Raw genomic sequence first — 26,385 nt, forward strand, 5'->3', positions numbered from 1 at the left:
AGGTAAAGTTGAAGCTGCAGATAGAGTTAGAAATATGGTTAAGCAAATGGATGAAGAAGGTTTTGGTAACTGTACCAATACTGGAGCGTGTGAAGTTGAATGTCCTAAAGGAATTTCTTTAGAAAACATTGCACGTATGAATAGAGAATATTTAAAAGCTAGTATTATTTAGTTTTTAAAATATATAAATTTAGAAAAACCTGTTTCAGAAATGAAACAGGTTTTTTTATTAATAAATAATAATTAATTATTGTTAAACAATAATTATTATATTTACAGTTCTAAATTATTAGTTTATGAAAAAGTTAAATATTTTAAAAGTTATTGTAGATATTATGTGGATTCTTGCTATGTTTTCGGTTCCACTTATTTTATTTTTATTCGTGTTTATTTTTATTAGTGATGATATTAGCACCTTCAATATTAAAATAAATGGGTTGGAACTTATACAAACAAGTATTCTAACAAAAATAATTTTAGGAGTGATGTTATGTACATATTTTTTATTAATTTATTGTATTTACTTATTTAAAAAAATACTTAGAAGTTTTCAAAAATTAAAGATATTTGATGAACAAGTAATTGTGAACTTCAATAAAATGGGATTTTTGTTAATAACAGCATCTTTATTATATGGTGGATCTTCATTTGTATACAATACTGTTTATTATAAAAAGCTTAGTTTGGAAATTGGTTTTAACTCGTTTTTAATTATGCTTTGTTTTGGGTTTTTCTTTATTGTTTTAAGTGAAATATTTAAAATATCTAGAAATATGAAAGATGAAAATGAACTAACAATTTAAGTATGCCAATTATTGTAAACTTAGACATTATGCTTGCCACTCGAAAAATGAAAAGTATTGAGTTGGCGGAAAAAATTGGCATAACAACCGCAAATTTATCCATCTTAAAATCTGGTAAAGCTAAAGCTATTCGGTTTTCAACATTAGAGGCAATTTGTAAAGAGTTAGATTGTAAACCTGGTGATATTTTAGAATATTCTTCAGAGAAATCAGATGATATTTAGTACATTTAATTACAAAAATTTAAACAAAATGCCTACCTATAAACACAGGTTTCAATCTAAATTACCCGAAGTTCCACAATCAATATTTTCGGTTATGAGTGCCTTGGCACATAAAGAAAACGCGGTTAATTTATCGCAGGGATTTCCAGATTTTGAAAGTGATTCTAAATTAATTCAAATGGTAAACAACGCAATGATTAATGGTAAAAATCAATACGCACCAATGCCAGGAATTTTTAGTTTACGAAGAGCGATTTCTGAAAAGATGGAGCTTTTATATGGTGTTTCTTACAATCCTGAAACTGAAATTACGGTTACAGCCGGAGCAACACAAGCAATTTTTACAGCTATTGCGGCAAGTGTTAAAAAAGATGATGAGGTTATTATTTTTAAACCAGCATACGATTGTTATCAACCAACTATAGAATTGTTTGGAGGAAAAGCAATTTCGGTACAGTTAAATCCAGAAGATTTTAAAATTGATTGGGAATTGGTTAAAAGCCTAATTTCTGATAGAACCAAAATGATTATTATTAATACACCACATAATCCCTCTGGAAGAATTTTATCAAAACAGGATATGTTACAATTGGAAGCAATTTTACAAAATACCAATGTTTTATTATTAAGCGATGAGGTGTACGAACATATTATTTTTGATGAAGAACAACATCAATCAGCCGCTTTGTTTCCTGCGTTGGCTGAAAGAGCTTTTATTGTTGCATCTTTCGGAAAAACATTTCATAATACAGGATGGAAAACGGGTTATTGTTTAGCGCCTGCTGCGTTAATGAAAGAGTTTCAAAAAGTGCATCAGTTTAACGTTTTTAGTGTAAATCACCCAACACAAGTGGCTTTGGCCGAGTATTTAAAAACACCCAACAATTATTTACACTTAAGTAATTTTTATCAGCAAAAAAGAGATTTATTTTTAAGTTTAATTAAAGATTCTTGTTTTACATTTGTTCCATCAAAAGGAACCTATTTTCAATTATTAAATTTTAAAAATATAACTAATGAAACCGATGTAGATTTTGCAATACGGTTAACTAAAGAGCATAAAATAGCGTCTATACCAATTTCAGTATTTAATGAAGCTGGGTTAGATAGCAAAAATTTGCGTTTTTGCTTTGCCAAAACCGATGAAACATTAAAACAAGCTGCAGCTATTTTATGTAAAATATAATTTGTAATTTACAATAACAATAAATAAAAATCAGAAAAATGAAAAAAATAAAAGTAGTACTAACTGCAATTCTCTTAGTTGCCTTTACAATGGTTCAGGCTCAAAATATTGAATATAATGGCGTAAAATATTTGGTAAAAAAGAATGCCATATTTGTAGATAAAGTGGATGTTACAAACACCCTTTCATTGGAAGAACAAGCTTCTATTAAAAATGCATTAAGCGAACAAATTTTAGCTGAAAAAAGATTAAAAGAGGCTGAAAAGGCTCAAAAAGAAGCCGAAAAAGCACAGAGAAAAGCTGAAAAAAAACAAAAAGCAGCTGAAAAAAAACAAAAGAAAGCTGAAAAGGAAATAAAAGCAAAAGAAAAAGCCAAACAGAAGTACGCTGATGCTCAAGAAAATTACGAGAAAGCGTTAAAACGTTCTGAAAAATTACGTGACAGAGGTAAATTATCTCCTGTAGATGAAGTTAAATGGCAAAAAAAATTAGAAGGTTATAAAAATAAAATAGAGAAGGCTAAAAGAAAATTATAGTCCATTGTTTTTATGGGTTCATTTATAAAATTATCAATACTTCAATCTACACTTACTTGGCATAATAGTAGCCAAAATTTGCTTCATTTTTCTGAAAAAATTTGGCAGATAAATGAAGCAGTTGATATTATTCTATTGCCAGAAATGTTTACATCAGGCTTTAGTATGGAGCCACAAGAAATTGCCGAAACTATGGACGGTTTGGCAATTAATTGGATGGTAAAAACGGCAAAAGATGTTAATAGCGCAATTGCAGGAAGTTTGATTATTTTTGAAGAAGGTAATTACTACAATAGGTTTGTATTTGTGCATCCGTCTGGAGAAATTAATTACTATAATAAACGCCATTTATTTACATTAGCTGGTGAAGATAAAATTTATAAAGCTGGTTCAAAAAAAGTGATTATCACTTATAAAGGTTGGAAAATTTGTCCGCAAGTTTGTTATGATTTACGTTTTCCTGTTTGGGCTAGAAATGTTGAAGATTATGATATTTTACTGTATGTAGCAAATTGGCCAAAAGCGAGAATTTATGCTTGGGACAGTTTATTACCTGCAAGAGCAATTGAAAATATTTGTTATGTAGTTGGAGTAAATAGAGTAGGTGTTGATGGGAATAATTTAGCGTATAACGGACATTCTTCTGTGTTTAATTGTTTAGGTGAAAAACTTGTTGCAGCTAAAGAAGATGAAGAAATGATGATTTATGTTACTTTAGAAAAAAATCATATAAATGAAACAAGAACTAAGCTTAATTTTTTAAATGATAAAGATACTTTTGAAATTATATAAATAAGTGGCTGTCTGAAAAGAATTGAAAGCCGTCATTCTGAATTTGATTCAGAATCTCATTATATTTAATAATTATGAGAACATGAATCAAATTCAGGTTGACGAATATTTTATTTTTCAAACAGCTTTTTTGTTAAACCAACGGATTCATCCATTTAAACTGAAAATCTGTTTTAGGAACCACAATTCTTTCTGTAATTCTATACATACGTTCAGGAAGTTTTAATAAATAATCTCTTGCTTTTTCAGCTTCAGAGGTTAAACCAGTTATTTTATCTATTTCCCAAGTTGTATTTAGTTTTTTAATAATATCTACATAATCAAAACCAGTATATACACCAACGCGTTGTGCTACTGCCGAAAATTGATCAAAAAGGCTACCTTTTGCTTCAGATGAATGGCGTAAATGCATTGCTGGCATTACAATTTTGTGTTTCATCATGTGTTGAAAAGCTAACATCATTTCACTTGGATCGTGCTGAAAAATTTGTTTTACAAACTCGGTATAAGCCAAATGGTGACGCATTTCGTCTCCAGCAATTATTTTAGACATTTTAGCTAGCATTTTATGCCCATTTTGGCGGGCAATTTTAGCAACGTTGTTATGTGAAACGTACGTAGCTAATTCTTGAAAACTAGTGTATACAAAATTTTTGTAAGGATCTCTTGCGGTTCCAATATCAAAACCATCACTTATTAAATGTTGCGTAGTTATTTCAACTTCACGCATATTAACTCTACCAGAAAGGTATAAGTATTTGTTTAGAACATCTCCGTGTCTGTTTTCTTCGCCAGTCCAAGCGCGTATCCATTTTGCCCATCCATTATCGCTGCCATTATTTGAGTGTTGTGATATTCCTTCAACATCTAATAACCAAGATTCGTAGGTTGGTAAAGCTTCTTCAGTAATGGTATCACCTACAAGAACAGCCCAAAAATCGTTATGCATATCTTTAGATAATTCTTGAATTTCTTTCACTTCATCTAAAAAAGTAGCGCTTTGAGAGTTTGGAAGAAAATCTGTAGGTTGCCAAATTTTTTCGGGTGTAATTAAAAACTTTTCTACAAAAGTATCTATGTTTTTTTCTAAGGTCAGCATTACCTCTAACCTCACATTATATTGTGACATTTTTTTTGATTTTTTAGTTTAGTAACTACTAAACTACACTATTTTTTATAGTTTTCTCAACTTTTTCAAAAAGTTTATCAAATTCTAAACTGTCTGCTTTTATAGCTTCGTGAAATTCAAAGGTAACATTTAATCCAATTCCAAGTGGAAACATGCCGTTTTCATTAACTTTCCAGCAGTTATTAATAGTTACTGGAATAACGTAGGCCGAAGGTGCAAATTTAGTTAACATTTTTAATCCATTTTCAGAAAAACGCTTTGGTACACCATCTTTACTGCGTGTTCCTTCAGGATAAATTACAGCCGTGTATTTGTTTTTTTCAATGTACTGAGCAAATTCTTTTATGGCAGATAACGATTGTCTTGCATCTTTTCTGTCTATTAAAACAGAACCTCCATGTCTTAGATTGTAGGAAATACTAGGCAAACCTTTTCCTAGCTCAATTTTAGAAATAAATTTTGGATGGTATTTTTTAAGATAACACGACATAGGAGAAATATCGTGCATACTTTGGTGGTTAGATACTATAATAATAGGTGCATTTTCAGGAAATTTGTACTTATTAATAAATTTAATTCTATTTCCTAAAATTAATAGTAAGTATGTAAAGGTGCAGTTCATTAAATCTACTGCAATTTTATGACCTTTATACTTTCCAAAAGTAAACCCTATCCACTGTAATGCGTGGAAAAATAACAATAGTATTCCATAAAAAAAATAGAATATTATTGATAAAATATATGATAGTATTTTTTTCATAATTGTAAAAAAAAAATGAGGCTTTCTAAAAAGTGCAAACTTTTGTCAACCTAAACTTGAATCAAATTTTCATATTGGTTGTTAATAACCTTGGTGATATTCTGAAACAATGACTTTAAAAGAACCATTTAGAAAACCTCAAAATTAATTTATTTTAGTTAGAAAACCATTGCGACCAAGGGATTCTGCTTAATATTAAAATTAATGCAACTCCATAAAAAATAGCTATAGTTTTAAATTTTTTAGCACTTGTTGCTATTTTTTTGTGTTTAGAAAAACCAATAGTAATTAAAATAATAGCAATAATACCTACTAATGGATGTTCAATTAATATTTTACGTAAATCACTATTTTTCATTACTTCTCCCATACCAATGCTTCTCATTGTTAGGTAAAAATCGGACATGTAAAATGCAACAAATCCAATAAGTAATTGAATATGTGAGGCAATTAATGTAAATAATGAAATTTTTAAATCTTTAGTCCCAAATTCTTTTTTTGAAGTTAATCCAATAATAGCATTAACAAATGCAAAAATTAAAATAATTAATACAATGTAAGCCCAATAAGAATGAATCATTTTAGTCATAAGTAGTTCTATTTTTTTTAGTTGAAGACAAAAGTAGCAAATTTTAATTAGTTTTAAATTTTTCATTAAAAGTTAACGTTTATATTATTCAGAAAACTAAATTGTTATTTAAATAATTGATAAATTTGCGTATAACTTTTTTTATATTCAATTTTACGATTCTAAAAAACAAATCATTACAAAGTGAAAAAACTACTACATTATTTCTTATTTTTTTTAATTACAACCCCTTTATTTAGTCAAATTCCAGCTTATTATAACGATGTGAATTTAACAGCAACGGGAAATGTACTTTTTACAGAATTATCTAACAAATTAATCGCTACACATAGCGGAATTCCTTATACAGGTTCGCCTGTTGATGTATGGGATGCTTGTGATGCTGCAGATGAAGATCCAGATAATGCTTCTAACGTGTTACTTATTTATGGTTATGATGATGCTGATGGTGTTTTTTCAACAGATAGAAGTAGATCTAAATTAGACCATGCAGGCTCAACATACATAGCTGGTAAATGGAATAGAGAACACGTGTTTGCAAAATCTTTGGCAAATCCGGCATTGGTAGCTGAATCGGGTTTGGTAAGTCCGGGTTCAGATGTTCATAATTTAAGACCTGCAGATCAAGATAGAAATTCTACAAGAAGTAATAATAAGTTTACCGATGGAAGTGGTTTTTCTAGAATTATTTCAACCAATGGAGGTTGGTATCCTGGAGATGAATGGAAAGGAGATATTGCGCGTATAGTACTGTATATGTACACACGTTATAACGGAGATGGTTCTCAAAGTTCCGAAACCAATTGTTTGCCTATAAATGTTGGGTTTGGAACTGTAAATAGCACTGACTCAAATATGGTAGATTTATTTTTACAGTGGAATGTAGAAGATCCTGTTTCAGATTTTGAAGCCAATAGAAATGAAGTTTTAGCAGGTATACAAGGAAACAGAAACCCTTTTATTGACAATCCATACTTAGCAACACTAATTTGGGGAGGACTGGCAGCTGAAGATAAATGGAATATGGGAGGTTCTTCTGATGCAGAAGTGCCATCAATACCAACAAGTTTGGTAGCTTCAAATATTACAGATACAAGTGCTACAATTTCTTGGAATGCTTCAACCGATAATGTTGGAGTATATGATTATTTGGTGTTTGTAAATGGTGTTTATACCAAATCTACAACAACAACATCAATTAGTTTATCAGGTTTAACAGCAGATACATCGTATCAAATTGCAGTAAAAGCTAGAGATGCTTCAAATAATATATCAGAACTTAGTTCATCCATTACGGTAACAACACTTGTTGGACCATTAGTTTTATTTACTGAAACATTTAGTGATTGTGCAAGTGTTTTATTTTTTGCATACAATGAAGCTAGTACCAAAAATTGGGCTTGTGAAACACAATATGGTGAAAATAATTCTGGATCCTACGGAATTAATGGATATCAAGAAGATGTAGCAAGTAAAGATTGGTTAATTACCAAAAGTCCTATTGATTTTGAAGCTAAAACAGGCGAAAAGTTAAGTTTTTACACCGATGCTGCATATGGTAATTCTCCATTGGATTTGGTGTATTCGGCAGATTATGATGGATCAAGTAATCCAAGTAGCTTTACGTGGAATGCAGTTCCAAATATTGCAACACTTGTTCATAATAATACAAGTACTGAAGTAATTTATTCCTTTTCAGATGTAGATATTAGCACAATAACAGGTACTGTTTATTTTGCGTTTAAATATTATTCAAACGGAAATCCAACACGATGGACTGTTGATAATTTTAAAATTACTGCAGACCAGAGCGACGATGTTGATAATGACGGAGTTTTAAATGTTAATGATAGTTGCCCAAATACACCTTCAGGTGAAACAGTAGATGAAAATGGTTGTTCATACGGGCAATTAGATGATGATAATGATGGTGTTGAAAATAGTATTGATGCTTGTGCAGATACTCCAGCAGGTGAAAGTGTAAATGCTACGGGTTGTGCAGAAAGCCAATTAGATGATGACGATGATGGTGTAAATAATAATTTAGATTTATGTCCTAATACACCAGATGGTGAAGTTATTGATGCCAATGGTTGTTCATACGGGCAATTAGATGATGATAATGACGGAGTTCAAAATAGTTTAGATTTATGTGAAAATACTCCAGCGGGAGAAACTGTAAATGCTTCTGGTTGTGGAGCAAGTCAACTAGATGATGATAATGATGGTTTTATGAACAATGTTGATTTATGTCCAAACACACCTGCAGGGGAAACTGTTGATGCCAATGGTTGTTCATACGGACAATTAGATGATGATAATGATGGTGTTGAAAATAGTTTAGATTTATGTACAAATACACCATCTGGTGAAAGTGTAAATTCCACAGGTTGTGCAGAAAGCGAGTTAGATGATGATAATGATGGTGTTATGAACAATGTTGATACATGTCCAAATACACCTACAGGAGTAACTGTAGATGCTAATGGATGTTCAGAAGACCAACAAGATGATGACAATGATGGTGTTCAAAATAGTATTGATATTTGTCCAAACACGCCAGCTGGTGAATCAGTAAATAGTAAAGGTTGTTCATCAAGTCAATTAGATGATGATATTGATGGTGTAATGAATAATGTTGATACGTGTCCTAATACTCCATTAGGTGATGTTGTAAATGCTTCTGGTTGTGGTGAAAGTCAGTTAGATGATGATAACGATGGTGTTACAAATGATATAGATAAATGTCCAAATACAACTAGTGGATCTACCGTTGATGCTAATGGTTGTTTAACATTAGGATATAATAACTTTAGTTTTGAAACAATAAGTGAAACTTGTACCGATAAAAATAATGGTCAAATTAAAATTACAGCACAAGCTACTTATAGTTATATAGCTACGGTTAATGGTACTGAGTATAGTTTTACAAATAATAGTTTAACTATAAATAATTTAGAACCTAATGTTTATAGCGTTTGTATTTCTATTATTGGTGAAACATTTACACAATGTTATGAAGTAACAATTAACGCCGGAACATCAGTTTCAGGTAAATCAAGTCAATCATCAAAGGCAGTAACATTTACTATAGAAAGTGGAACGGCTCCATATAGCGTTTTTGTAAATAACGAAGAGGTTTTAACTACAAACGAAACTGAATTTTCTGTTGAAAACGTAAAACAAGGAGATCAGGTTCAGGTTAAAACTGCAGTTGTTTGTGAAGGTGTTTTATCTAAAACAATTAATTTGTTAGATGGTATTTATGCATATCCAAATCCAACTAAAGGAAATGTTGAAATTGTTGTAACTGATGCTAATGAAGATGTGTATGTAGAATTGTATAATATTCAATCGCAATTAGTTTTAGCAAAATCTTATAACGTTGAAAATGGTAAAATTCAATTAAATATTGAAGATAAACCAACAGGTATTTATATTGTAAAAGTTATTTTGAATAAGCAATCACTTATTTTAAAATTAATAAAAGAGTAAAGCGTTTTTCTAATTATAATGATGGAAATATTCAGATAAACAATCCGTTTATCTGAATATTTTTTTTATGTAATAATATTACGAATGTACAAGTGTTGTTGTGAATTAAAGAATTTGATGTAGCGTTAATGTAAGTACTTCTATTCTTTGTTAATTATACATTCAACAACAGAGGAAATGTTCCTGTTTTTTAATGATGGCATATTGTTTTATAAAAATAAGATGACAAATTAATACTAATCATTAATAAAGTGGCGTAGTAAATTAAAGGTTCTTTTTAGGTCTATTGGTAGATGATTTTAGTTTATTCAATAAATACAAACCAATTATCTAACTACGTAGGGAAATAGTCATTTTTACAATGTTGGTTTGTTATTTTTCTTGCATAGAATGATAAAGTAAAATCTGACAATCTAAACAGTTACGCATTGCAATTAAATATCTTTTTTAGCATACTAATGCTATTTTAAAGTAGTACTAGAAACGAAAAAATTAAGCCTCTAATTCTAGAAAGTAAAAACTTGTACTTGCCCTTTTGTGTAGAGTAATTTCATAAAAAAACCACGCTAATTAGCGTGGTTTTCTATAATAGTTGTTATGGTTGGTTATTCATTCCAAACCCATTCACCATTTTCTTTAATTAAATTTCTAACTACGTCATTTGTGCCATTATCATATAGTAAATAAGTGATAAGGTATTTTTGACCGTCTTCAGCTGTAGGATCTTTATAATCTAAAAGAACATCTAACGAATATAAAATTTGAGCATCAGACCAGTTATAGTCGTAATCATTGTATTTAGCTAAACTAGTTAAACTTACGTTAGCGAAGAAACTATTTCCAGCCAATGCAGTTGACATATACGCATAATCTGCACTTACTAATGTATATTTAATTGTGTTATCTGGAACCCAATTAGTACCATCAAATCCAAATTGTAATGATGTTGCAATTGTAGAAGTGTAAGCTACCCAAGCTCCATCTGTATATGTATATAAATTACCTCTTGTTCCTGTTGAGCCAGAAGTGCTTGAATAATACTTGTAAAGTACTTTCATAGTATCTCCATCTAAGGCATAAGGATAGTTTATTGTTAAAAATTTAGTAACATAAGTATCAATACTCATAGTGCTATCAAAGTTATTATATTTTCCAGGTTGACCAGAAGATGTTCCCATAGAATCATAATCGTCAGCTGTTAAAGCATATGCATCAGTAGCAACTGCCCAAGCACCACTTGAGTACTTATAGTAACTTTGTTTTAATTCTTTTGTTCCTATTACTTCATCAGCAAGTGTAGCATTGCTCATAATTGCAGACCAAGAATTTGCAACACGTAATCCATCAATAGTTGCACTTGGACCTGAAGTTCCACCTTGTCTAATTGCAATTTTTTGAATTGAAGAACCAGAATTACCAGTATTTGTTACAGTTGGTGTACTTGGTTCTTTAGAAGTTGGAGCTGTTAATACATATAAATTTGATGTACCACTTGTTGTATTGTAAGAAGCTACTAATAAATAAGTAGTATTCAAATCATAAGAAGTTGTGCTGTAATCTACTGGGGTAGAAGTTGCTCCTATTCCAAATAAGATTTTACCAGCGCCATCAGTTTTTGCACCAACCCTCGCTGAATATCCATAAGAATCATCCATAAAATGCAGGAAGTAAGTACCTGATCCAACTGAGCTTAAATTAACAAGAGCACTATAATATACAGTACCAGTAGTTATAGCTGCTGGCAATACTTTATTAACATCTTCAGCACCATCACTTGATATTGTAGCAGAACCACCAATATTTGTAGAAGGATAATTAGACATAGTTAAACTAGTAGTAGCATACCCAACTAATCCACTACCAACATTTGCATGTGCTGTCCAATCAGTTGAAATGGTTGTTAAATTACCAGCTGTAGCGCCCAACGAAAAATTTTCATCAAGAGAAACAGTTGGAGTAACAACATAAGCATCTCCTGTAAATTGGTAGTAACTTGCAGCTGCATACATTCCTTCAGAAGGAGAAGTAATACCACTTGTAAGTATACTTGGTAAATATGTTGATGGAGTTGCAGTAGATTGAAAACCTAATAAAGTACTTCCACTTAAAGAATAATCTGCCTGAGTTAAAGTATAATCTTTTGTACTAAAAGCACTACCAATATATAAATTGTAATTAATTAAAATTGAAGAGTTTTTAGCCCAATAGTCATAAGCACTATTACTTGCAATAAAATCAGCTAACATTGTTTTAGCTTCGTCTTCAGAGTTGAAGCTTCCATATGTTAATCCAAGATCATCATAATCATCATCAGTTAATGTGTATTCAGCACTTCCAACAATACTTCTAGGATCCGTTGTGGTTCCTGAAGCATCTAATTCATCATATACATCCTCCATTGGATCGCAGGATATAAAAGTAAGGCTAAATGCCATTATTAAATAAATAAATTTTTTCATTGTTTAATATTTTTTAATTAGAATTTAAGTTTAGCACTGATATTAAATGTTCTTCCATATCCGTACCATACTGATGCAGAACTAGCGTTATGACCACTACCATCAGTAGCATCTGCAATGTATTCAGTATTAAATACGTTATTCATTCTAGCAGTTAGTGTTGTGTCAAATTCACCAAATTTAAAACCGTATCTTATACTTGCATCAAATAATCCATACTCAGGAGCTTTCCAAGGTTGAGTAGTACCAGTATCAGTTGTTCTATTATTAGGTTCAAAATCAGCATAATAATCACCAAAATAGTTGTAATCTATTGTGAAAAATGTTTTGTCCATTAACTCATAATTTAAACCAAGTGCTGCTGTTGTTTGAGCTGCATCACCTACTTTTAAACCTTTAATATATAAGTTGTAAGGATCTCCAACAGCTTCTTGACTTTCATTATAAACTTGAACATTTTCAATGTTGTTAGTCCAAGACCAATCTCCAATTGAAACCATACCAGTTAAAGTAAGTTTATCAGAAGCTTTATAAACAGCATCAAGTTCAATACCTTGGTGAAGAGCGTTTACACCTAATAAATTTACAAAATAGTCTTCATCGTTAGCTGAGAAGTTATCAGTAAATGTTCTGTCATCCCATTGTGTTCTGTAAAGGTTTACGTTTAAAGATAAATTTTCATTTCTAAATCCATAACCAATCTCAGCACTAAATATTTTTTGATTTTCAGCATCTTCGTTAATGTTTTCTGCTTCGTTATCAAAAGCTAAGAATACAGCATCAAATCCACCAGCTTTTTCAAAATATCCAATATTTGCAAAAACGTTATGGTTGTCATCTAAGTTGTAATTTACTCCACCTTTAACACCATATCCTATAAAGCTATATTTGTCAGTTTCTTGATTAGGGTCACTGTCTAAATAATTGAAATAATCAACTCTTTTAAAAGAAGAATTAGATACAGATGCTGAAATAAATGATGATAAATTATCTTTATTATACTCTAACTGAGTAAATAGACCTTGCCATCCAACTTCACCATCATTCCAATAGTCACGTTTATCACCTACTTGTAAAGCTCTATCAGGATTGTTAACATCGTTATCATCATAAGCAAATGAACCACCTAATAAATCGTATACTTCAGAAAAGTGCTTACCAGTATATGTTCTTAAATCAAGACCTGCAACCAAAGCAAGGTTATCATTTAAATCTGTTTTAAATGTTGATAAAATACCATACCATTCATGGTCGTTTCTTGAAGCTCTTAAATAAGCTGCAGATCCTAAACCTTGTGTTCCTCTTTCTTTGTTAATTTCAACAATATTATCTAAGTCTACAGGTTGGTCATCAGCACCAAGTCTAACATTAAATAAAGTACTTGCATCATCACCAGCAGTACCACTTCCACCTCCAGTTCCCCAAGAAGCATATAAAGCGGTAGATAAATTTGATTTATCACTAATTGTCCAATAGTGGTTTAAAGATGTTTGAGATTTGTGATAGAAGTTATTTTCTATAGATGTTACTTGTCCATTTTTAATACCCCAATCTGGATTAAATTTAATTCCACTTTCTGCATTTCTGTAAGTCTCAATAGAACTTCTATTTTGTCTTTGTCCATGTATTTGTGGTGCCCCAAAAGAAGTGAAAGATAATTTGTGATTTTTTCCTATTTCTTTTGAAATATTAATAAAGTAATTGTAACCTTCAAATTCGGTTCCATCTACATAACCATTACCACTTGTTTTAGCTCCAGATGCAGTAACAGCAAAACCATTGTCTAACAAACCAGTAGAAACAGTAACTCCGTATTTTTGGTAACCATCGTTACCAACACCAACTAGAACATTTCCACCTTTTTCAATGTCTGTAGTTTTAGATAAAATGTTAATTGTACCACCAATAGAAGGTACAGCTACTTTAGAAGCTCCTAAACCTCTTTGTACCTGCATAGCACTAGTTACATCTGCTAAACCAGCCCAGTTACTCCAGTAAACCCAACCGTTTTCCATGTCGTTAACAGGAACTCCATTAATCATTACAGCAACATTTGAAGATTCAAAACCTCTAAGGTTAATTCTACTGTCTCCAAAACCACCACCTGATTTAGTTGCATAAACACCAGGAGTAGATTTTAAGATTTCAGGAAATTCCTGAGATCCCAATTTGTTTTCAATAATATCTGCCTTAACAGTAGATACGGCAACAGGTGTTTTTCTGTCGATTGCAAAAGAAGTAGCAGTAATTACAATTTCATCTAAAGATTCAGCAGAAGGTTTTAGCGCAATTGTTCCTAAATTAATGCTTTTTGTAAACGTAAAAGTTTTAGTTTCATATCCAACAAATGAAACTAGAATAGTACCGTTTGAAACGCTTGTTTCAAAAATAAAATTTCCATCAAAATTTGTGGAAACTCCAGAAGTTGCTCCTTTAAGAATTACGGATGCACCTGGTAATGGTTGATTAGTTTCGTCAACTACTTTACCAGTAAGTTTGGTTTGCCCAAGAATGACAGCTGTTGAAAACAACATTACCATCACAAGCCAATTTTTAAAATTTCTCATTGTGTAATTTGAATTTGAATTAATGTGTTGCAAAAGTGCGAATTTTTGTTTACTCATTTTTTAAATAAATGTTAAATTTTAACATTTATTTAAGAGCGTTTAAATATACAAAAATCACTTGTTGCAATTGAAAATCAGCCAAATAAATATTAACAAATCTTAAGAAAAACTTAAGAAATTGTTAAGAACTCAATGAGAAATTTTAATTTTTTTTTATAAGTTGCTTGTTTTTAGGTATTTATTGGCTAATTCTTTCCCTAGCTCAACTCCGAACTGATCGTAACTATAAATGTTCCAAATAATTCCTTGAACAAATATTTTATGTTCATAGAAGGAAATTAGACTTCCTAAAGTTTTTGGTGTTAACTTATTAATAAGAATTGAGGTGCTTGGTTTGTTTCCTTCAAAAACTTTATAGGGTAATAATGTTTCAATTTCATCCATTTTACCTGTAGTTTTTAAATCTAAATGTGCCTCTTCTTTTGTTTTACCTTCTGCTAAAGCTTGTATTTGTGCAAAAAAGTTAGCCATTAATTTGTTATGATGATCTGTATCACCGTATAACGATTCTTTAAATCCAATAAAATCGGCAGGAATTAGTTTAGTTCCTTGGTGTAATAACTGCATAAATGCATGTTGAGAATTAGATCCTGGAGCTCCCCAAATAATATTTCCTGTTTGGTAATTTACACGGTTTCCATTTCTGTCTACACTTTTACCGTTACTTTCCATAATTGCTTGTTGCAAATACGGTGCTAACTTGCTTAAGTATTGAGAATATGGTAAAATTACTTCAGATTCTGAGTTAAAGAAATTTGAATACCAAATACCTATTAAACTTAAAATTATTGGTGCATTTTTTTCGAATGGTGTGTTTTTAAAATGTTCATCCATTTCAAAAGCTCCAACTAAAAGGTTGTTGAAGTTTTTAAAACCTACGGCTAAGCTAATAGATAAACCAACGGTACTCCATAGAGAAAAACGGCCTCCAACCCAATCCCACATTGGAAAAATATTGTCGGTTGCAATTCCAAAAGCACTTACATTTTTTAAATTAGTAGATACAGCAACAAAATGTTTTGGTACAGCATTTTCTGAAGCCGATTTTAAAAACCAGTTTTTAATTGTTGTAGCATTTGTTAGTGTTTCTTGTGTTGTAAAAGTTTTAGAAACAATTACAAATAATGTAGTTTCTGGATTTAAGTTTTTAATAACCTCTTGTACATGGTCTCCATCAATGTTAGAAACAAAATGTACATTTAAATGGTTTTTGTAATATTTTAAAGATTCAACTACCATATCTGGACCTAAATCTGACCCTCCAATACCAATATTTACAACGTCTGTAATTGATTTGTTAGTGTATCCTTTCCATTCACCAGATATTACTTTATTGGAGAATGCTTCCATTTTTGCTAATGCTGCTTTTACATCGGGCATTACATTTACACCATCTGTAAAAATTTCATTATTATTTTGATTTCTTAAAGCAGTATGTAAAACAGCTCTTCCTTCGGTTTTGTTAATTTTTTCACCTGAAAAATAAGCGTTCATAGCGCCTTTTAAATCAACCTCATTGGCTAATTCTACTAAATAACCTAAAGTTTCTTCTGTTATTCTGTTGTTTGAATAGTTAAATTCAAATTCGTTAAACTGAATTGTGAATTTATTTTTTCGATCACTATCAGCATTAAAAAGAGTTTTTAAATGCGTATTATTTATAGTTTTATAGTGTTCGGTAAGTTTTTTCCAAGCTTGTGTTTCGGTTGGGTTAATGTTTTTCATTGTATAAGTTTATGATGTTTATAAATGAGGACTTTTATTTTTTAAATTCAATCGAGTCCAATTGTTTTTTAATAGGTTCTATATATTTTAAATATGCAGGTTTTTTCTCTTTTTTCATTGGTTCTGAAGCTGGTAATTTTTGATTTAATGGATCTACTTGAACACCGTTTTTCCAAAATCTGTAACATACGTGTGGGCCAGATGTGTTACCAGTCATACCAATATAACCAATTACATCTCCTTGTTTTACGTATTGACCAACTTTAACAGCCCTTTTACTCATGTGTAAATATTGTGTTGAGTAAGTTCCGTTATGTTTAACTTTTACATAATTACCATTTCCACCAGCGTATTTAGATTCTATCACTGTTCCGTTGGCTGTACTTAAAATTGGTGTGCCCACTGGAGCAGCGTAGTCAGTTCCTTTATGTGCTCTTATTTTGTTTCCGTAAAAAGCAATTCTTCTATTTAAATTATAACGAGAAGAAATTCTACTTACTTTAACCGGAGCTTTTAAAAATTGCCTTTTCATGGTGTTTGCCACATCATCAAAATAATCACTTGCTTTTGTTACCGAGTCTAAAGTGTATTTAAAAGCATAAAAAGGTTTATTGTTATGTTCAAAAAATGCGGCTTTTACTTCTCCAATACCAACTGGAATAGTATCATTAATGTAAAGTTGTTCGTAAATTAATTTAAATCTATCATTCTTTTGAAGTCTGTAAAAATCGATAGACCAACCATAGATATCTTCCATTTTGTAAGAAAGGTACGGACTTAAGCCTTCATCTTGCATAGCCATTGTTAGATTGCTTTTTATAACACCCGAAACTTTTTTTATTACTTTTTTTATGGGTTTAGATTTATTATGAGCAACAGGAATAGAGTCTCTAAAATCGATAACTGTATAGTTAACTTTAGAATCTTGATAAATAAATACCAAAGCTTGTTCTGTAGAATCCTTTTTAGCTAAAATAGTATAAGGTTTACCGGCTTTCATATTACGCACATTAAATGTGTCTCGTACTTTATTTACAATATCTAGTATTTTAGCGTAATCCACATGATTTTTAAGTAAGATATCACTAAAAATTTCACCACTTTTTACTGTGTCGTTAATTACTTTAAAATCATTTAAAGTAAATCCAAATTCATGAATAATTTTAGGTTGTGGAACTATAATACTTGCTTGTTGATTGTCATTTTTACAGGCAATAATAAGAACGAGGGAGATAAGCGTAATAAATTTTTTCAATGGGTAAAACTTTAAATATTAAATATGATAAAAAATTAAAATGCGAAAGTACAATTTAATTATTTAAAAATAATGTTAAAAGGATGTGCTAAGCCTTTAAAAGCATCTAAATCTGCTCTTAAAGAACCCACTGCTAAATTTGCTTTTATTAATAAAGGAATTTTGTTTGCATCATCACTTACCCAAACAGTTACACTTTCTTGAGCTTTAAAAACTCTACCAGCCTGCACTAATGGTCTAAATGCTATTGCTTTTACTTTACCAAATTTGGTTTTTATAATTTCTTTTTCTAAAAATTGTAGTTTAAACACTGTTATTTCATCATCCATAAACATTTGCAATTCAATATTATCGCCTTCTTTTAAATTTGAAATATCTTGATTTCTTAAAAAATATAATGCAGATAGCATATCTTGAATGTCGCTGCTTATTTTATGTTTTTCTACAGTTTTGTGTTTGTGGTTATTTACGGTTGCCAATTGCGTATCATAGTCAAAAAATATTTCTTGATCTTTGGTGTAGCCACCTTCATTTATTTTTCTGATAAAACGATACGGTTTTAAAGTTTCTTTATACATGAAAGTTTGATAATCATCTTCCACTTTAAAAAATAAACTTACTAGCCCGGTAGATTTTCCTTTTCCTAAAATGTGAAACGCTTCTTTACCTTTATTACTAGTTCCTTTTACTTCCATTGTAGAGTAACCTGCATTTAAAAAATTGCTATAACTCATTCTAAATTTTAGCCATTCGCCACTTTTAAAAGCATTTTTTTTATCAGGAATGCTATTTTTAACCGATTGCCCAAAAGAAACAATGGTAATAAATAAAGTGAAAATTAAAATTAGTTTTTTCATTTAGTAGTAAATATTTTATTTTTAAAAATACAAGAACTGTACCAAAAATAGAGAAAAAGGTTTATGTAAGATGTTAAGCTTATAATAAATCTAATTTATGATGTTTTTGTTTTTTGTTATTTGATAAGTTTTAATAAATTAAGAATAGTTGCATTTTTCTTCATAAAAAAAGAGCAACTTAGGCTGCTCTTTTTATTATTACTAAAATGAAATACCGTTTATTTCAATTACCCTTTTTATTTGTGGTGCGTGCCTTTTTATAGTTGCTTCTACACCATTTTTAAGTGTCATTTGGTTTACAGAGCATCCTAAACAAGCGCCTTCTAGTTGAACACTAACGGTATCATCAGTTATTTCAACAAGCGAAATGTTACCTCCATCAGCTTCCAAATAAGGGCGAATTTCTTGTAAAGCATTTTCAACGTTTAGTTTTAATTCTTCTATTCCCATATGTAAATTATTTTGTACTACATCCACTCATTGTTGTAATTCTTACAATTTCTGTTGGAGGTAAATCTTTATTTCTTTTTACTAATTGCGACAGTGTATTTTTAGTAATTTCTGCAAAAGCATTTTCTAAAGGTGTGTTATTTTGTAATGCTATAGGATGTCCAACATCTCCAGCTTCTCTAATGCTTTGTACTAAAGGAACTTCTCCTAAAAATGCAGTGTCAATATCTTCTGCTAAATTTTTTGCACCATCTTTTCCAAAGATATAATATTTATTGTTTGGAAGTTCAGCAGGTGTAAAATAACTCATATTTTCAACAATTCCTAAAACAGGAACATTGATAGTTTCTTGTTTAAACATTGCAACTCCTTTTTTAGCATCTGCTAAAGCAATACTTTGCGGAGTACTTACAATTACAGCTCCGGTTACTGGAACAGATTGTACAATTGATAGGTGAATATCTCCAGTTCCAGGAGGTAAATCAATTAAAAGAAAATCTAAATCTCCCCAATGTGCATCAAAAATCATTTGGTTTAACGCTTTTGAAGCCATTGCTCCACGCCAAATTACTGCTTGGTTTGCATCTGTAAAAAATCCAAGAGATAATATTTTTACTCCGTAACTTTCTACAGGTAACATTTTTGAACGACCATCAATTTCTACAGAAAGTGGTTTTGCATTTGCTACATCAAACATTAAATGTGTTGATGGCCCGTAAATATCAGCATCTAAAATACCAACTTTAAAGCCCATTTTTTGTAATGAAATAGCCATATTAGAAGTAATGGTAGATTTACCAACACCACCTTTACCAGAAGCAATTGCAATAATATTTTGAATTCCAGGAACTTTTGGTTTTTCTGGTTTAAAAGGTTCGTTTTTAGTTTCTGAACTAACATTTACTTTTACATCAGCTTTTACATCAATTTCTTGATGAATTGCCTTCATAATTTCAACTTCAACTTTCTTTTTTGCTTGTAATGATGGGTTTGCAATAGTTACATCAACAATAATTTCTTTGTCAAAAGTTACTATATTTTTTACTGCTCCGCTTTCAATTAAACTTTTGCCTTCACCTGGTGCTGTAATGGTTTCAAGGGCTTTTGATATATCTTTTTTGTTATATGCCATGTTATTTATATAAAATCATTCTAAACAACAAAGATACAGAGTTCTATTGAATATTAAAAGAAGCGATTTAAAAAGAACTGTAGAAGTTGTTACAGTGGTATTAAATTAATTTACAGTAAGTTCTATGGAAGGATCCCAAAATACTGATTCAAAGTTTTGGATTTGATTTTCTTTAATAATAATCCCTTCGTTTTCAAGTAATTGCTGCATTAAATTTGTGCCATCAAAATGATGTTTCCCAGTTAATAATCCTTTTCTGTTTACAACTCTATGAGCAGGAATGGTTTCATTAGTATGTGAAGCGTTCATTGCCCAACCAACCATACGTGCCGATCGAGTAGCACCTAAATACGTTGCAATTGCTCCGTAGCTTGTAACTCGCCCAAAAGGAATTTGTTTAGCAACGCTGTAAACTTTTTCAAAAAAATTATCAGAAGTTTTCAATTTAATAGCTGAATTAATGTTATTAGCGCAATTATTCCGGTAATTCCACCTAATATAACATTAATATTTCTAGAAATCAACCCCATTTTCTTTTGTATTAAACTGGCTGAATTGTTGTAAATACTTAATAAAGCAAAAGTTCCTATACCTGAACCTAGTACAAAAATTAGAATGTTAACTTGAGTAAAGTCCATCCAACCATTTGATTTTAAAGTGCTGCCAACACTGCAGTAATAAGGAATTGCTAAAAGGTTTACTGACGATAATAGTAGGCCAAGTGTAAAGGTATTTTTAATTTTAGATTTTCTTTTAATTTTCTGGGTTTTCTTTTCTTTTATTCCTTTATAAAAAAAGAATATAGAGAGTAATGAAAATAAAACTACAGCAATTAATTGGAAGGACTCTCCAATAGAAGACCTATTATGTATATAGTTTGTAAAAATTAGAGAAAAGTAGGTTTGTAAAAATATAATAATAGATACACCAAAAGCAAAATAATAGCTTTTTCGTTTTCCTTTTTCTAGGCTAATTTTTAAAGATGTTAAATTTAATAATCCAGGAGGAGTTGCCGCTACAAACGAGGTGAGAAAACCTAAAATAAATTGTAGCGCCATATTAATAATTAAGTCTAAATTGGATATATGTTATTGGTTTTTCTTTTTCTAAATATTGACTTTCATAAAAAGTTTGTGTAGAAATAACTTCTTGTGGAGAATGAAAGTTTTTATAAATATCATGATGCGCATATAATATCTCATGACCTTCACCGTGCAATAAACCTAAAGTGTAACCATGCATAAATTCACTATCGGTTTTTAAGTTTACAATACCATCTTGTTTTAAAATATAATGGTATCTTTTTAAAAACTCTTGATTTGTTAATCTATGTTTGGTTCTGGTATATTTTATTTGTGGGTCAGGAAAAGTAATCCAAATTTCGGTAACTTCATTTTCTCCAAATAATAAATCTATCAATTCAATTTGAGTTCTAATAAAAGCTACGTTAGGTAAATTTTCTTCAAGAGCTGTTTTTGCGCCTCTCCAAAACCTTGCACCTTTAATATCAACACCTATATAGTTTATATTTGGATTTTTTCTGGCTAAAGCAATGGTATATTCACCTTTGCCGCAACCAAGTTCTAAAATAATAGGATTGTTATTTTTAAAATGCGTATGCCAATTTCCTTTTAAAGGAAAGCCATCAAGAACCTCTTTTCGAGTTGGTTGAATTACATTTGGAAATGTTTCGTTTTCACGAAATCTTTTCAATTTATTTTTGCTTCCCACAGTTTTTTTTGGGTTTAATTTAAAAGAAAGAGCGTATAATTATTCGTTTCCTGCTTTTTTGTATTTTCTTATTTCACCCATCCAATAAAAAAAGGCGATAAAAGTAATTACAATAAATATCCAACTAATGGTACTTTGTAACCACCAATTATCCATTGCTCTTAAGGCATTAAAAGGGGAAAACAAAACGTTTGTAAAAAAATCACCAATCGCTTTAAAAATATTGTTTGCAATCATATCTTAATTATATTTACAGGCAAAAGTATAAAATATAGTAATGATAGCAAATTTTTTTAGTAAAAGTAAACCAGTTAATATTTTTAACTTAGTAATACTGTTGTTTTTATATTTTGTTGTTGGGTCTTTTTTAGCAGCGCCAGAAACGTTATTATTATCTTATTTTTTAAGTAAGTTGTTCTTTTTTATTGGCTTTGTTATATTTTTAATTGTTGCAAACTTTATAATTAAGAGAAATAATTTAACGTTAGATAATTTGTATGGCCTTTTGTTAATAGTTTTATTGTTAGGAACCTTTAAAGAAACCATGTTCTCTAATAAAATTATATTTTCAAATTTTATATTGCTTTTAAGTTATCGAAAAATTTATAGTCTTAAATCTGGATTAAATATTGCTAAAAAACTTTTTGATGCTGGCTTTTGGATAGGAGTAGCTACAATAATTTATCCGAACAGTATTTTGTATCTGTTTTTAATTTTTACTGCAATTATTATTTATCAAAAAACTGATTTTAAAAACTTTTTAGTTCCGTTAGCTGGATGCATAGCACCATTGTTTTTATTTTTTACCTATAATTTTTATTTTGATAAAACCGATGCTTTTCTTAGTATTTTTAGAGTAAATATTGGATTTGATTTTACCGCATACAATCAGTTAAAAATTTTAATACCATTAGCATTTTTAATTACCATAACCTTATGGTCTTTAGTTGTAGTTACGCCAAAAATAGTTTTGATAAGTAACAATTTAAGAATGTCATGGAATGTTCTATTAAATCAGCTAATAGTTGCTACAGTTGTAGTTTTTATTGCGCCTATTAAAAATGGATCAGAATTATTATTTCTATTATTTCCGTACGCTATTGTAATATCAAATTTTTTACAAAAAAGTCAATCATCAAATTTTAAAAATCTGATATTGTACATATTTTTTGCAATATCAATAGCAGTTTATTTTTTATAACTTTTCGCCAAAAGCTAAATCTCCGGCATCTCCTAAACCTGGAACAATATAACCGTGACTGTTTAATTTCTCATCTACAGTAGCAATCCATAACTTGGTTTCTTTTGGTAAATTGTTTTTAAGATATTCAATTCCTTCATTAGAGCCAATTACACAAGCAACATGTATTTCTTTAGGTGTTCCGTGGTTTTTTAATCCTTCAAAAACACTAACTAATGATTGGCCAGTTGCTAACATTGGATCGGCTAAAATTAATGTTTTACCTTCTAAGCTTGGCGATGCAAAGTATTCTACTTTAATTTCAAAATCGGTTTCATTAATATGTTTTCTATAGGCAGAAATAAATGCGTTTTCAGCATCATCAAAATAATTTAACAAACCAGTATGTAATGGTAATCCAGCTCTTAAAATGGAACATAAAACAATATCTTTTTTATGCGTTTCCATTATTTTAGTTCCTAAAGGAGTAGAAACTGTGCTTTTTTCGTAGTTTAAAGATTGGCTAATTTCGTATGCTAAAATCTCTCCAATTCGCTCAATGTTTCTTCTAAATCTTAAAGAATCTTTTTGAATGTTGATATTTCTAATTTCTGAAATGAATTTATTAAGGATAGATTTTTTAGAGTCGAGAATGTTGATAAGCATATTTATAAATTTTTCACAAAAATAGCCATAATTATTATAATTATCGAAAGTTAATCTTGTAATTTTTTTGTATATTACTAATTCTAAAAAAAAAAATACTAATTAATTTAAAAGAGAAAAAGTTATGGGATTATTTTCATTTATTAAAGATGCCGGTGCAAAAGTATTTGGTATAGGAAAAACTACTGCTGAAGAAGCAGCCGAAACTGCAGAGAAAAAAACAGAAATTGCTCGAGAAAAAGCAAAAAAATTAATTAATGCTATTACAAAATTAGGTTTTCAAGTAAAAGATTTAAAAGTAGGAGTAAAGGCCGATGTTGCAACTATTTGGGGAGAAGCGGACTCACAAGCTACACGAGAAAAAGTAATTTTAGTTGTTGGAAATACCGAAGGTATTGCAACGGTTGATGATCAAATGACTGTGGCTATACCAGAACCTGAAGCTCAATTTCATACGGTTGTAAAAGGTGAATATTTAAGTAAAATTGCTAGAAAATATTATGGTGATGCTATGAAATATCCTGTAATTTTTGAAGCAAATAAACCAATGCTTTCAGATCCTGATAAAATTTATCCAGGTCAGGTTTTAAGAATTCCAAATTTGGATTAACAATTTTTGGAAATTAAATTCGGTTATTTAAAAACTAATAAAAAGGCGTCATTCTAACCTTGTTTCAGAATTTTACCATATTGATTATAATTAATCATGAGAACCTGAAACAAATTCAGCTTGACGAAAACTTTGGTTTTTAAATAGCCGATTTTTAGTTTAAAAGCTTGTTAGCTATTTCTTGTGGTTCAATACTTCGCATTACATCATCATAACCTTCACAAACTTTATTGCCATAAATAGAACAAGGTATGTTTGGGTATTTTTCTAAATCTGGTAAAATAGCATTTTCCATTGGCTGATTAAAAGGTGCAAATCCAGTAAACGGATGTGTAATTCCCCAAACAGTAAAGGTTTTAATGCCAAGCATTGCAGCGAAATGTGCATTTCCAGAATCCATACTTAACATTTTATCTAAGTTAGAAATTAGAATTAATTCTTGCGCTAATTTTATTTTTCCAGCAACATTTAAAGTATTGTTATATTTTGAAGCTAATTTTTCTAAAATATCAATTTCTTTTTGTCCACCACCAAATAACAAAATTTTAATATTCTCTTGTGTAGCAAGTTTTTCAATTACTTGTTCCATTAAATCTATTGGGTACATTTTAGAAGCATATTGAGCAAAAGGAGCAATACCAATCCAAGTTGCTTTTTTTTCTCCTGTAATTTTTAGTATTTCTGAAGTTAAATCTAACTTTTTTGGAAACTTTGGTTTAGAAATATCTAGTGTAAATCCTAAATTTCTAAAAACATCGGCATAACGTTCATGGGTTGTTTTTAGCTGTTTAAAAACTTTATTTTTTGTGGCCGTAAGCGCTCTTTTTTCGCTTCTGCCTTTATCTATAAAAGCTACTTTTTTAAATGACAAACCAAAGAAAGTTCGCAATATTTTAGATCTTAAAACATTGTGTAAATCGGCAACAGCATCAATATTTAATAATTTTAGCTCTTTATAAAGTTTATAAATTCCAAAAAAACCTTTGTGTTTTCCGCTTACATCTGCAGCATAAAAAGTCACGTTTTTTAAATCATCAAATAAAGGTTTTAAAAACGGTTTTGAAACTACAGTAATTTTTACAGTTGGGTTTTGTTCTGTAAAAGCTCTTAATACAGGTACTGTCATAGCAACATCACCCATTGCAGATAATCTAATTACTAATAAATGTGAATTCTTGGTCAAAATAAGTAAATTTGGTAGCACAAAAATAAGCAAATGTTTTAGCAACTAAAATTTTAAGGCGACTTAGATAGATTAAAAAATCGCCACTTTTTAGAAATTGCTTAAATTTGCTCAAATAATCAAATGTACATGATACAATCTATGACCGGATACGGTAAAACCGTATTACAATTGCCTACCAAAAAAATTACGATTGAGTTAAAATCGTTAAACAGTAAAAATTTAGATTTAAACGTAAGAATTCCTTCGTATTACAGAGAAAAGGAGTTAGATATAAGAAAAAGTTTAGCGGCAGATTTAGAAAGAGGAAAAATTGATTTTTCTATTTTTATTGAAGGAAATGGAGGCGAAGGTTCATCAAAAGTAAATGAAAGTGTTGTAAAAGAATATATGAGTCAACTTAGAAATATTGTTGATTCTGATGAGATTGAATTATTAAAAATGGCAGTTCGTTTACCAGATTCTCTAAAAACAGAAAGAGAAGAAATGGATGAGGATGAATGGAATCAAATTGTTGAAGCAATTGCAGAATCTGTTGTGAAAATAAATAAATACAGATCTGATGAAGGTGAAGTATTGCGTAAAGATTTTATTTTAAGAATTTCTAATATTGAAAAATTATTAGAAGAAGTTGTTGAAATTGATCCAGAAAGAATTGTGTTGGTGAAAGAAAAGTTACGTAAAGGAATTGCCGAATTAGAAGCCAAAGTTGATGAAAACAGGTTTGAACAAGAATTGATTTATTATATAGAAAAATTAGATATAACAGAAGAAAAAGTACGTTTAAAAAACCACTTAGATTACTTTAAAAAAGAGTTGAGTACCAATGATTCTAATGGGAAAAAACTGGCGTTTATTACGCAAGAAATTGGAAGAGAAATAAACACTATTGGATCAAAATCTAACTATGCAACTATGCAAAAATTAGTGGTTCAAATGAAAGATGAATTAGAGAAAATTAAAGAGCAAAGTTTAAACGTTTTATAAAAGTGGAAC

Annotated in this window: 25 protein-coding genes and 1 pseudogene; 10 read left to right on the plus strand and 16 right to left on the minus strand. The window is 30.0% G+C overall.

The window, feature by feature from the left end:
* The 6 genes and pseudogenes from ABY298_RS03460 to ABY298_RS03485 all read left to right on the plus strand — a co-directional run.
* Positions 1-172, plus strand: a pseudogene (locus ABY298_RS03460) (succinate dehydrogenase/fumarate reductase iron-sulfur subunit); the annotation flags it as partial.
* 124 nt (positions 173-296) lie between these two features.
* On the plus strand, positions 297-803 hold the full coding sequence (locus ABY298_RS03465) for a DUF2975 domain-containing protein (protein ID WP_372744610.1): 507 nt from the start codon (positions 297-299) through the stop codon (positions 801-803).
* A gap of 2 nt (positions 804-805) precedes the next feature.
* The gene (locus tag ABY298_RS03470) at positions 806-1,027 is read left to right on the plus strand and encodes a helix-turn-helix domain-containing protein (protein ID WP_372744611.1); all 222 of its coding nucleotides are present in this window, start codon (positions 806-808) and stop codon (positions 1,025-1,027) included.
* Positions 1,028-1,055: 28 nt separating this feature from the next.
* On the plus strand, positions 1,056-2,213 hold the full coding sequence (locus ABY298_RS03475; RefSeq protein ID WP_372744612.1) for a methionine aminotransferase: 1,158 nt from the start codon (positions 1,056-1,058) through the stop codon (positions 2,211-2,213).
* A gap of 38 nt (positions 2,214-2,251) precedes the next feature.
* Entirely contained in the window at positions 2,252-2,749 is a 498-nt protein-coding gene (locus tag ABY298_RS03480; protein WP_372744613.1) for a hypothetical protein, read from the plus strand.
* Between the two features lie 12 nt (positions 2,750-2,761).
* Entirely contained in the window at positions 2,762-3,541 is a 780-nt protein-coding gene (locus tag ABY298_RS03485) for an amidohydrolase (protein WP_372744614.1), read from the plus strand.
* Positions 3,542-3,674: 133 nt separating this feature from the next.
* Here the strand turns inward: ABY298_RS03485 and ABY298_RS03490 are convergent, their stop codons facing one another.
* The 3 genes from ABY298_RS03490 to ABY298_RS03500 form a co-directional block, all read right to left on the minus strand.
* Positions 3,675-4,670, minus strand: a complete 996-nt coding sequence (locus ABY298_RS03490) for an acyl-ACP desaturase (protein ID WP_372744615.1) — start codon at positions 4,668-4,670, stop codon at positions 3,675-3,677.
* Positions 4,671-4,698: 28 nt separating this feature from the next.
* Positions 4,699-5,430 carry a lysophospholipid acyltransferase family protein gene (locus tag ABY298_RS03495; protein ID WP_372744616.1) on the minus strand — a complete coding sequence of 244 codons (732 nt, stop codon included), beginning with the start codon at positions 5,428-5,430 and terminating at the stop codon, positions 4,699-4,701.
* Positions 5,431-5,584: 154 nt separating this feature from the next.
* A complete protein-coding gene (locus ABY298_RS03500; protein WP_372744617.1) occupies positions 5,585-6,019 on the minus strand; it encodes a hypothetical protein in 435 nt (144 codons plus the stop codon).
* Positions 6,020-6,202: 183 nt separating this feature from the next.
* Between ABY298_RS03500 and ABY298_RS03505 the strand changes: the two genes are divergently transcribed.
* Positions 6,203-9,514, plus strand: coding sequence for an endonuclease (locus ABY298_RS03505; RefSeq protein WP_372744618.1), 3,312 nt, complete (start codon positions 6,203-6,205; stop codon positions 9,512-9,514).
* Positions 9,515-10,119: 605 nt separating this feature from the next.
* Here ABY298_RS03505 and ABY298_RS03510 read toward each other — a convergent pair.
* The 11 genes from ABY298_RS03510 to ABY298_RS03560 all read right to left on the minus strand — a co-directional run bounded on the left by ABY298_RS03510 (position 10,120) and on the right by ABY298_RS03560 (position 21,987).
* Positions 10,120-11,973, minus strand: a complete 1,854-nt coding sequence (locus ABY298_RS03510; protein ID WP_372744619.1) for a hypothetical protein — start codon at positions 11,971-11,973, stop codon at positions 10,120-10,122.
* A gap of 17 nt (positions 11,974-11,990) precedes the next feature.
* Positions 11,991-14,540, minus strand: a complete 2,550-nt coding sequence (locus ABY298_RS03515) for a TonB-dependent receptor (protein ID WP_372744620.1) — start codon at positions 14,538-14,540, stop codon at positions 11,991-11,993.
* A gap of 213 nt (positions 14,541-14,753) precedes the next feature.
* Positions 14,754-16,325: a glucose-6-phosphate isomerase gene (gene pgi / locus ABY298_RS03520; RefSeq protein WP_372744621.1), complete on the minus strand. Its 1,572-nt coding sequence runs from the start codon at positions 16,323-16,325 to the stop codon at positions 14,754-14,756.
* A 34-nt stretch (positions 16,326-16,359) separates the two neighbouring features.
* Complete coding sequence (locus tag ABY298_RS03525) at positions 16,360-17,580, minus strand: peptidoglycan DD-metalloendopeptidase family protein (RefSeq protein ID WP_372744622.1); 1,221 nt, start codon at positions 17,578-17,580, stop codon at positions 16,360-16,362.
* A 59-nt stretch (positions 17,581-17,639) separates the two neighbouring features.
* Positions 17,640-18,437, minus strand: a complete 798-nt coding sequence (locus ABY298_RS03530; RefSeq protein WP_372744623.1) for a DUF3108 domain-containing protein — start codon at positions 18,435-18,437, stop codon at positions 17,640-17,642.
* 201 nt (positions 18,438-18,638) lie between these two features.
* Positions 18,639-18,887 (minus strand): NifU family protein, encoded by a 249-nt coding sequence (locus ABY298_RS03535; RefSeq protein ID WP_372744624.1) that lies wholly within the window; start codon positions 18,885-18,887, stop codon positions 18,639-18,641.
* A gap of 7 nt (positions 18,888-18,894) precedes the next feature.
* The gene (locus tag ABY298_RS03540; RefSeq protein WP_372744625.1) at positions 18,895-20,019 is read right to left on the minus strand and encodes a P-loop NTPase; all 1,125 of its coding nucleotides are present in this window, start codon (positions 20,017-20,019) and stop codon (positions 18,895-18,897) included.
* 105 nt (positions 20,020-20,124) lie between these two features.
* Positions 20,125-20,463 (minus strand): MGMT family protein, encoded by a 339-nt coding sequence (locus ABY298_RS03545; protein ID WP_372744626.1) that lies wholly within the window; start codon positions 20,461-20,463, stop codon positions 20,125-20,127.
* Positions 20,460-21,077, minus strand: a complete 618-nt coding sequence (locus tag ABY298_RS03550; protein ID WP_372744627.1) for a LysE family transporter — start codon at positions 21,075-21,077, stop codon at positions 20,460-20,462. Before ABY298_RS03550 ends, ABY298_RS03545 begins: the two co-directional genes overlap by 4 nt.
* A gap of 1 nt (position 21,078) precedes the next feature.
* Complete coding sequence (trmB, locus tag ABY298_RS03555; protein WP_372744628.1) at positions 21,079-21,750, minus strand: tRNA (guanosine(46)-N7)-methyltransferase TrmB; 672 nt, start codon at positions 21,748-21,750, stop codon at positions 21,079-21,081.
* 39 nt (positions 21,751-21,789) lie between these two features.
* Positions 21,790-21,987 (minus strand): uracil phosphoribosyltransferase, encoded by a 198-nt coding sequence (locus ABY298_RS03560; protein ID WP_372744629.1) that lies wholly within the window; start codon positions 21,985-21,987, stop codon positions 21,790-21,792.
* A gap of 40 nt (positions 21,988-22,027) precedes the next feature.
* Here ABY298_RS03560 and ABY298_RS03565 point away from each other — a divergent pair, with 40 nt between their 5' ends.
* The gene (locus ABY298_RS03565) at positions 22,028-22,951 is read left to right on the plus strand and encodes a DUF6427 family protein (protein ID WP_372744630.1); all 924 of its coding nucleotides are present in this window, start codon (positions 22,028-22,030) and stop codon (positions 22,949-22,951) included.
* Here the strand turns inward: ABY298_RS03565 and upp are convergent.
* Complete coding sequence (gene upp, locus ABY298_RS03570) at positions 22,946-23,596, minus strand: uracil phosphoribosyltransferase (protein ID WP_372744631.1); 651 nt, start codon at positions 23,594-23,596, stop codon at positions 22,946-22,948. The genes ABY298_RS03565 and upp overlap by 6 nt on opposite strands.
* Before the next feature lie 124 nt (positions 23,597-23,720).
* Here upp and lysM point away from each other — a divergent pair, with 124 nt between their 5' ends.
* On the plus strand, positions 23,721-24,206 hold the full coding sequence (gene lysM / locus ABY298_RS03575) for a peptidoglycan-binding protein LysM (protein ID WP_372744632.1): 486 nt from the start codon (positions 23,721-23,723) through the stop codon (positions 24,204-24,206).
* 154 nt (positions 24,207-24,360) lie between these two features.
* Here lysM and ABY298_RS03580 read toward each other — a convergent pair whose 3' ends face one another.
* Positions 24,361-25,389, minus strand: a complete 1,029-nt coding sequence (locus ABY298_RS03580) for a glycosyltransferase family 9 protein (RefSeq protein ID WP_372744633.1) — start codon at positions 25,387-25,389, stop codon at positions 24,361-24,363.
* Between the two features lie 129 nt (positions 25,390-25,518).
* Here ABY298_RS03580 and ABY298_RS03585 point away from each other — a divergent pair, with 129 nt between their 5' ends.
* On the plus strand, positions 25,519-26,376 hold the full coding sequence (locus ABY298_RS03585) for a YicC/YloC family endoribonuclease (RefSeq protein ID WP_372744634.1): 858 nt from the start codon (positions 25,519-25,521) through the stop codon (positions 26,374-26,376).
* The last annotated feature ends 9 nt before the right edge of the window (positions 26,377-26,385 follow it).

This window comes from Lutibacter sp., assembly GCF_041596795.1.
Taxonomy (GTDB): domain Bacteria; phylum Bacteroidota; class Bacteroidia; order Flavobacteriales; family Flavobacteriaceae; genus Lutibacter.

Excerpts from the sequence above, each read along its gene's own strand:
- pgi (WP_372744621.1), bottom strand. The coding sequence starts at position 16,325 with ATGAAAAACATTAACCCAACCGAAACACAAGCTTGGAAAAAACTTACC.
- ABY298_RS03485 (WP_372744614.1), top strand. The coding sequence starts at position 2,762 with ATGGGTTCATTTATAAAATTATCAATACTTCAATCTACACTTACTTGG.
- ABY298_RS03560 (WP_372744629.1), bottom strand. The coding sequence starts at position 21,987 with ATGATTGCAAACAATATTTTTAAAGCGATTGGTGATTTTTTTACAAAC.
- ABY298_RS03475 (WP_372744612.1), top strand. The coding sequence starts at position 1,056 with ATGCCTACCTATAAACACAGGTTTCAATCTAAATTACCCGAAGTTCCA.
- ABY298_RS03550 (WP_372744627.1), bottom strand. The coding sequence starts at position 21,077 with ATGGCGCTACAATTTATTTTAGGTTTTCTCACCTCGTTTGTAGCGGCA.
- ABY298_RS03495 (WP_372744616.1), bottom strand. The coding sequence starts at position 5,430 with ATGAAAAAAATACTATCATATATTTTATCAATAATATTCTATTTTTTT.
- ABY298_RS03470 (WP_372744611.1), top strand. The coding sequence starts at position 806 with ATGCCAATTATTGTAAACTTAGACATTATGCTTGCCACTCGAAAAATG.
- ABY298_RS03490 (WP_372744615.1), bottom strand. The coding sequence starts at position 4,670 with ATGTCACAATATAATGTGAGGTTAGAGGTAATGCTGACCTTAGAAAAA.
- ABY298_RS03515 (WP_372744620.1), bottom strand. The coding sequence starts at position 14,540 with ATGAGAAATTTTAAAAATTGGCTTGTGATGGTAATGTTGTTTTCAACA.
- lysM (WP_372744632.1), top strand. The coding sequence starts at position 23,721 with ATGGGATTATTTTCATTTATTAAAGATGCCGGTGCAAAAGTATTTGGT.
- ABY298_RS03540 (WP_372744625.1), bottom strand. The coding sequence starts at position 20,019 with ATGGCATATAACAAAAAAGATATATCAAAAGCCCTTGAAACCATTACA.
- ABY298_RS03480 (WP_372744613.1), top strand. The coding sequence starts at position 2,252 with ATGAAAAAAATAAAAGTAGTACTAACTGCAATTCTCTTAGTTGCCTTT.
- ABY298_RS03465 (WP_372744610.1), top strand. The coding sequence starts at position 297 with ATGAAAAAGTTAAATATTTTAAAAGTTATTGTAGATATTATGTGGATT.
- ABY298_RS03530 (WP_372744623.1), bottom strand. The coding sequence starts at position 18,437 with ATGAAAAAACTAATTTTAATTTTCACTTTATTTATTACCATTGTTTCT.
- ABY298_RS03535 (WP_372744624.1), bottom strand. The coding sequence starts at position 18,887 with ATGGGAATAGAAGAATTAAAACTAAACGTTGAAAATGCTTTACAAGAA.
- ABY298_RS03565 (WP_372744630.1), top strand. The coding sequence starts at position 22,028 with ATGATAGCAAATTTTTTTAGTAAAAGTAAACCAGTTAATATTTTTAAC.
- ABY298_RS03585 (WP_372744634.1), top strand. The coding sequence starts at position 25,519 with ATGATACAATCTATGACCGGATACGGTAAAACCGTATTACAATTGCCT.
- ABY298_RS03500 (WP_372744617.1), bottom strand. The coding sequence starts at position 6,019 with ATGACTAAAATGATTCATTCTTATTGGGCTTACATTGTATTAATTATT.
- ABY298_RS03510 (WP_372744619.1), bottom strand. The coding sequence starts at position 11,973 with ATGAAAAAATTTATTTATTTAATAATGGCATTTAGCCTTACTTTTATA.
- upp (WP_372744631.1), bottom strand. The coding sequence starts at position 23,596 with ATGCTTATCAACATTCTCGACTCTAAAAAATCTATCCTTAATAAATTC.